This window comes from Streptomyces sp. NPDC045955 (assembly GCF_056430805.1).
Map to the genome: position 1 here is coordinate 77,781 of NZ_JBWKKY010000030.1, position 6,186 is coordinate 83,966.

At 67.2% G+C, this 6,186-nt stretch carries 5 protein-coding genes and 2 pseudogenes; 3 read left to right on the top strand and 4 right to left on the bottom strand.

The window, feature by feature from the left end; all coding sequences use genetic code 11:
* Window positions 1-40 precede the first annotated feature (40 nt).
* The 4 genes from AC07F0_RS37060 to AC07F0_RS37075 all read right to left on the bottom strand — a co-directional run bounded on the left by AC07F0_RS37060 (window position 41) and on the right by AC07F0_RS37075 (window position 2,931).
* On the bottom strand, window positions 41-436 hold the full coding sequence (locus AC07F0_RS37060; RefSeq protein WP_478984434.1) for a hypothetical protein: 396 nt from the start codon (window positions 434-436) through the stop codon (window positions 41-43).
* Between the two features lie 196 nt (window positions 437-632).
* Window positions 633-1,145 carry a hypothetical protein gene (locus AC07F0_RS37065; protein ID WP_478984436.1) on the bottom strand — a complete coding sequence of 171 codons (513 nt, stop codon included), beginning with the start codon at window positions 1,143-1,145 and terminating at the stop codon, window positions 633-635.
* A 38-nt stretch (window positions 1,146-1,183) separates the two neighbouring features.
* Window positions 1,184-1,984, bottom strand: coding sequence for a hypothetical protein (locus AC07F0_RS37070; RefSeq protein ID WP_478984437.1), 801 nt, complete (start codon window positions 1,982-1,984; stop codon window positions 1,184-1,186).
* Window positions 1,981-2,931 carry a hypothetical protein gene (locus AC07F0_RS37075; RefSeq protein WP_478984438.1) on the bottom strand — a complete coding sequence of 317 codons (951 nt, stop codon included), beginning with the start codon at window positions 2,929-2,931 and terminating at the stop codon, window positions 1,981-1,983. The genes AC07F0_RS37070 and AC07F0_RS37075 overlap by 4 nt, the downstream gene beginning before the upstream one ends.
* A 238-nt stretch (window positions 2,932-3,169) precedes the next feature.
* Between AC07F0_RS37075 and AC07F0_RS37080 the strand changes: the two are divergent.
* From AC07F0_RS37080 to AC07F0_RS37090, 3 genes and pseudogenes are all read left to right on the top strand, one after another.
* A pseudogene (locus AC07F0_RS37080) lies at window positions 3,170-3,895 on the top strand (helix-turn-helix transcriptional regulator); the annotation flags it as partial.
* Window positions 3,896-4,581: 686 nt separating this feature from the next.
* Entirely contained in the window at window positions 4,582-5,376 is a 795-nt protein-coding gene (locus tag AC07F0_RS37085) for an alpha/beta fold hydrolase (RefSeq protein ID WP_478984440.1), read from the top strand.
* Between the two features lie 65 nt (window positions 5,377-5,441).
* Window positions 5,442-5,606: pseudogene (locus tag AC07F0_RS37090) on the top strand (transposase); the annotation flags it as partial.
* Window positions 5,607-6,186: the final 580 nt, after the last annotated feature.

Below are 6,186 nucleotides of genomic sequence, written 5' to 3' on the forward strand. Positions count from 1 at the left end.
GAACACTGGTTGGGGCAGTGCCCGGTCGCACGAGCGAGGCTTACCTTGCTGGTGTCTCCCGGACGGGCGTGCTGGCGGCCCTGGCTAGATAGTCGAGTGCGGCGGCAAGGCGGAGCCGGCCTTCTTCCGACTCTTGGCCGATCCAGGTGGCCGCGTCGAGGTTGGCCGCGGCGTAGCCGATGAGGTGCCTCTGGTATCCGCTGCTGTGTTGTTCGGCATCGCGCAGGACGGTAAGCAGCGCGGGAGCGGTGGGACGGACGGGGATGGGAAGGTCGAGGCTTCGTACGTACTGATGGATCTCCTTGAGGATCCGGATGTCGTAGGCGGGTTCGTGGGAAGCCTCGTGGTCTGGCAGTTCGCGGCTGCGGGCTAGTCGTGCGATGTCCGGGTCCGGCCGACTGGAGGAGTGGGAATTGGCGGTCTGTTCTGCGGGCATGTGTCCGGTCTCCTACTCGTGCCGCGAGGTGCTGGGGGCAGGGATCGTCCAGGCACCGGGCCAACGGTGGACACGCCGTGGTGACGGCTCGAGGGCACGGGCCGGCCGCGTGATATCCGTGGTGGGCGGCTTGGGTGAGGATGTCGGCAGCCGCCGCCGGTTGGCGGCTGCCGAGAGTGTGCTCGCTGGAAGGTGCTCAGGCTGCGCGTGGCGTCCACGAGTACGGGAGCAAGGGATGGCCGTCCCTCATCCAGTGACAGAACTCCTGGGCGTCACGCAGGACGCCGGTTCCGGTGGCGGCGCCGTTGCCGAGCTCGAAATGGTCGACCTCGATGAGGACGTGGTCGCCGATCTGCGGCGAGAGACCCAGGTCCAGCAGGACGTGAGCGTTGCAGGTTGCGATGAGCTTCCACGGCCGGCTCCAGAAGAAGTTGGCCCGGGAGCGTTGTCGCGAGGTGATGACGAGGTCTTCGGCGAAGTGCTGGTTGATGGCACAGAAGACCCACATGAGTCCTGTGGCGTGGGACAACTCCTTGCTGTGGGTATTGGGGACGCTGTCTTTGCACTGCTGGAACTCGAGTTTTGTGCCGTCGCGCCCCCACACGTCCAGTCGGCGGCGGCCGCCATGGCTGCGCATCTCTGAGCGTGCGCACCCGACGACCCGCTGGTAGCTCAGGGTCCACAGCTTCCGTTCCGCCGTGGTGCTCATGGGGTGCGTCACGAGGGGGAAAGGGCGGGATGGGGAGGTCATGCGACCACCTGCGTGCTGGAGCCGAATGCGGCGAGGAACTCTCGCAGCTTCTTGCGACTCAGGCCGTACGCACGCAGGTCGATCGCTTCGGACTGGACGATGTCTTCGACGCTCGCTCCCTCCGGGTGGCGGGGATGTGCGGCGGCCACCAGTTCCAGCACGTCGTAGTAGCCGCGCATCTGCCTGGACTGCCGGTTGATGGACTTGATCGTGTCGTCGCACTCCTTCACTTTCCGCATCGCCTCCGCGACGAGATCGCTGTCCTTGATCTGCGCCAGCGACTCCAGACGGCGGGCGAGACTGTTCAGCTGCTCGTAGCAGTGGGAGCGGGCGGCGTTCAGCTGGACTGCGGTCGGGTTGACCTTCGGTTCGGTGTCGGCCTGCGACTGCGGCGGAACGATCACCTCGATGACCTCTCCGGACTCCGGGTCGACCATGTCCACGCGCTGGCCGGGGACCAGCTTCTCGGGCAGCGGCTCGGGCTTGTCGACCTTGTGGGGTGGCAGTTGGGGACCGCGCTCGTCACGGGCCCGGGCCGCCCAGGCTGCTTTGAACTGACGGACCAGCGTGGTCAGGTGGCGGATCAGCTCGATCTCCGCGTAAGCGGCGTTGTCCGAGGTCGGCTTCGGCAGCTTGCCGCGGATGTATTCCACGACGGCGGCGGGATTGTTGGGGTAGAGGGCGCTGGCGTCGTACATGTCCATGAAGAGTGCCAAGGCGGCCTCTTGGTCCTCCCGCTCATACTCAGATGGCCCCGCGTACACGGTTCCCTGATGCTCGATGGTGTGGTAGCTCATGCCACTTCCTTTCCTGGTTCTTCTGCTCGCGCTGCTGCGAGCAGAAGCTCGTGCCATTGCGTGACTGACCCGCACACCCGGTTCAATGCCGCGAATTGTTCGGGTGGCAGGACTGCCACGATGTGGGCGGGATCGAGATCCATTGACTTCTCCAGTGCTTTCATGGTTCGCAGCACCAGCCGCAGGGTGATCTCGAGCGGAGAAGGCTCCTCTTTCCCGAAAACCCTCTCCTCCTGGGTGCGGGCGTCGGCCTTTGCCCTGCGGAGCATCAAAGAGGCGCTTTCCAACGCCTCCAGTCCTCCCTCGGCAGCCAACACGTCGAAGAACTGGGCAGGGCCCTGGGGGTCCTCAGCGACCGCTTGCAGGACACCCGCAACCAGTTGCTCATCGGTCCGCGCTGTGGCGTCCATGGGCGAGAGGCTTCTGGCTTGCTGCACCGCAGGGACGCCGAGACGCTTGCGATAGGCCGGGCCGGTCAAAGGGCCTGCTCCGCAGGCCGCCGTCTCCCGCAGCGCGGCCAGGAGGGCATCGAACCGGGCCTGCGGATCGACCTCGCCGAACGTCTGGAGTGCAACCTCCCGCAGCACGGTGTACGAAGCGGCGCCGCCGGTCTCTTCCATGGCCTCCCGACGGTCCGGTGTGTACCAGGCAGACACCCGCCGGTACTGGTCCACCGTGTCAAAACTGATGCCGCGGGCACGGGCGAATTCCTCCAGGACACGACGGACCTCGGCCGGATCAGAAGCCGAGCGCACAAGGGCCAGGATGAGGTCACCCTTGGACAGGCGCGCTGCGCACGCGACAGCAACTCCTCGGGATTCAGCAGCATTTAGCTGATCCCAAGCATCCTGAACGGCACTCTCCGGCAAGGCCGCATTGTGCAGTCCACGGCCCGGCTCATCCCAGAAATTTATGCCGCCGAAGTTAGAAGCAGCCTCTGACGCCATGTACGGCGTCCGAGTTACACCGCACCCCGGATGGAGCATTCACATTCCCCTGTGCGGCGCATTCGTAGCAAGAACAGAACCCTTGATTCGCCCGCAGCACCTTCCATTTGCGCAGGGACGCGGCTTCGTATTGTTCGCCCGGACGGATGAAGGGCCGTGGGCCGTCGATGGGCCAACGACCGAAGCCACCCACGCAGCTGCCGCCTTGCGACGATCTCTTGACGGCGGAGACACCAGGATCCTGGTCGCATCCCGTGCTCCGCTGCCACAGCCGCAGGAGCGCAGGCGACTGCGGAAAGCTCACGGATTGACAGTTGATGAGGTGGCTTCAGCCCTGGGAGTGCACCGCGCGACGGTGAGCGGCTAGGAGGCGGGTAGGACGGAGCCGCGGCCGCCGGAGCGCGATGCCTATGCGCGGCTGCTCGACAAGCTCGCGGAGCTCTACCCCGCCGAAGCCAACACGCCTGTACCCGCACAGGACACGGCGATACCGGAGGCCTCCACCGCTACGCCCGCACCGACGAAGGCGTCAACAGTAGTCGCCGCCCCGCCCTCCGTGCCTGCGGCCACGATCAGCTCCGAGAACACCCAGAACCCTCCCGCTGCCCCGGTCGCCGCATCACGCCCAGCGCGTACGAGGTCGTCATCGCGGCGCCCGGCCGCAAAGAAGGCGGCACTGGCGAGCTCTCCGGCCAGCGCCGTCGACGCGCGCTTCGAGAACGGCCCGCTGGCAGTTGTCGACGCCGACAACGAGGGGCAGGTGTCGGCATACTGCGTCGGCGGCCTGGTCCTGGACGTGCCCGCCAAGTCTCTCCCGGCGCTGGTGGACTGGACGCTTGCCGAGGCGAAGCTCGGGCAGCCCCGGCTGCACCGCAACGGCAAGGACGGCGACCCGGTCCTGGACCTCACCCCGGCCGCGTTGGAGCGCTACGGCCTGCCGACCGAGCTGCCGGGCACGCGGCGTGCACGGCATACGGCTCACGCAACCCCTCGAGGAGCGGCTCGGCCCGGGACCAGTGCGCGGCGAGTGCGGACACGGTCGCGGGCGGACAGGCCAGCAACAGGTGAGGCCGCCAGGGGCGTGCTCACCGGGCAGCAGATCGGTGCCAGCCGTGACGGCGCCGCTCCTGTCGTCCACGTCCCAGATCAGGTCACGGAGGAAGCCGGCCTGGCCTGCGGGACCACCCGGGATGAGGCGCTGCTCCCAGGCGCGGTGCGCGCCATGAAGCTATGGGGCTGTGTGCCGGGGTGCCGTACGAACGCGGAGAACACGACCCGGCCGTCAACCTCGAACCTCGGCTGCGGCCACATCGTCCGCGGGGTGTCGAACTCCGGCTGCTCCCGAGGAGAGCCGTCCCAGTGGTGTCGCTCTGACACTCTCCCTATGAGCTCGTAACGCGATTACGATCCGGCCTTTTGAGGCACCTTCAGCGGGTGAGGTTGCAGCTTAACGAGAGCAAGGCTCGGTGGAGTTCGAAGCGCTTTTCTCGGCAGGCGGCCAGGCGCGGCACTCCTCTTTCGCGCGAGCCTGGAGCCGTTCACGCACATCGGCGAACAGTCGGGTTGGGCGTCCGCACCACACTGAGGTCTATACAGACGTCTTACACGCACGTCTTGTACGGCCGTATAGATGTCGTCTACGGTGATCCCATGAACACCGAAAACGCCAAGCGGTCTGCGCTCACCATCGACGGCCGAACCCTGTCCTACGTGGACTTCGGCGGACCGGGCCGCCCGCTGCTCGCCCTGCACGGACACATGTCCGAGGGCATGTCGTACGCCGACCTCGCCGCCCGCCTCGCCCCGGACTGGCGGGTCATAGCGCCCGACCAGCGCGGCCACGGCCACTCCGACCGGGCGGCCGACTACAGCCGGGAGGGCTACCTCGCCGACCTGGAAGCCCTCATGGACCACCTGGGACTGGACCGCGCGGCCCTCCTGGGCCACTCGCTCGGCGCGATCAACGCCTACCAGTTCGCCGCCCGCCACCCCGAGCGCGTCACCGCGCTGATCAACGGCGAGGGCTGCGCCGAGCTCGGCCTGGACGGCAGCAACCCGCTGGCGTTCGTGCTGAACCTTCCGGAGGGCACCTGCCCCAGCCGGGAGGCATTCGTAGCCCAGCTGGGCCCGTTCGCCCCCTTCTTCGAATCCGCCGTTCGCGAGCGGCCAGACGGCACTTGGGGCCTGCACTTCCACCCCAAGGACATCTACGAATCCGAGGACCAAGTCCACGGCGACCACTGGGCCGACTGGACCGGCTCCGCCTGCCCGGCACTGCTGATACGCGGCGCCGAGGGCGGTGTACTGCCGGCGGAGCAGGCAGCACAGATGGCCGCCCGACGGTCCGGCACCCGTCTCGTCGAACTGGGCACGGACCACTTCCTGTACGCCAACGACCCGGCCGGCTTCGCGGACGCGGTCCGGGACTTCCTTGCCTCGGCATAGCCACGGCCCCCGATGGATCACGATGCGACGCTCTTGGGGCGCCTCCAGCAAATGAGGCTGCAGGCCAAGAGGACAACGCCGCCCACCACAAGGTCCGCGCCCGCGTGGAGCACACCTTCTCCCGCATGAAGAACTACAAGATCCTCCGCGACTGCCGCCAAAGGGGCGACGGGCTCCATCACGCCGTCCAGGCCATCGCCACTATGCACAACCTCGCCCTGGCCGGGTGAAACAGCACGTCAGTCGGCACTCAGCCTCGCCAGCCGCTCGGTGGCTGTCACCCGTTCGGGTGTCCTGGTGCGCGCCGCCGCCAGGCACCGTACAGGCTTAGAGGTAGCTCTTGGCTGTCGGCGGTGCCGGACCGAGCGATTTCCTTCCCGCCGGATGGACCGTGCTCGACAGCAGCCGGCCGCTGGATGAGCTGACCGGCGCAGACCACAGGGCCGTCCGGACACCCCTCGACACGATCGCTGAGGTCCTGCACCGCAGCCTCAGCCCGCCCGACAGTGAAGGGCCGAGCGCCTACGACTTGGCGCGCGATAGTGGTTGATCAGCCCGAGCCGTGCAGGCGGGTGACGACCGTGAAGCCTCTGGATTCCGGGACGTGATCTTCGCAGACCTGTTCCTACCAGGGGCTTCTCGCGTATCTGATGCCGGGTCAAGCCGGTCTGATGGCCCTGGTCAGTCAGGAAGATCGCGGATCTGTCGGACGGGCGGCCCAGCCAATACTCTGAGCCCCGTCCGCACTATCTGGGAGAGTCATGACAAGTAGGTTCACCGAGTTGGCCGTTGACTGCCACGATCCGGAGA

Excerpts from the sequence above, each read along its gene's own strand:
- AC07F0_RS37065 (WP_478984436.1), bottom strand. The coding sequence starts at position 1,145 with ATGAGCACCACGGCGGAACGGAAGCTGTGGACCCTGAGCTACCAGCGG.
- AC07F0_RS37085 (WP_478984440.1), top strand. The coding sequence starts at position 4,582 with ATGAACACCGAAAACGCCAAGCGGTCTGCGCTCACCATCGACGGCCGA.
- AC07F0_RS37070 (WP_478984437.1), bottom strand. The coding sequence starts at position 1,984 with ATGAGCTACCACACCATCGAGCATCAGGGAACCGTGTACGCGGGGCCA.
- AC07F0_RS37075 (WP_478984438.1), bottom strand. The coding sequence starts at position 2,931 with ATGGCGTCAGAGGCTGCTTCTAACTTCGGCGGCATAAATTTCTGGGAT.
- AC07F0_RS37060 (WP_478984434.1), bottom strand. The coding sequence starts at position 436 with ATGCCCGCAGAACAGACCGCCAATTCCCACTCCTCCAGTCGGCCGGAC.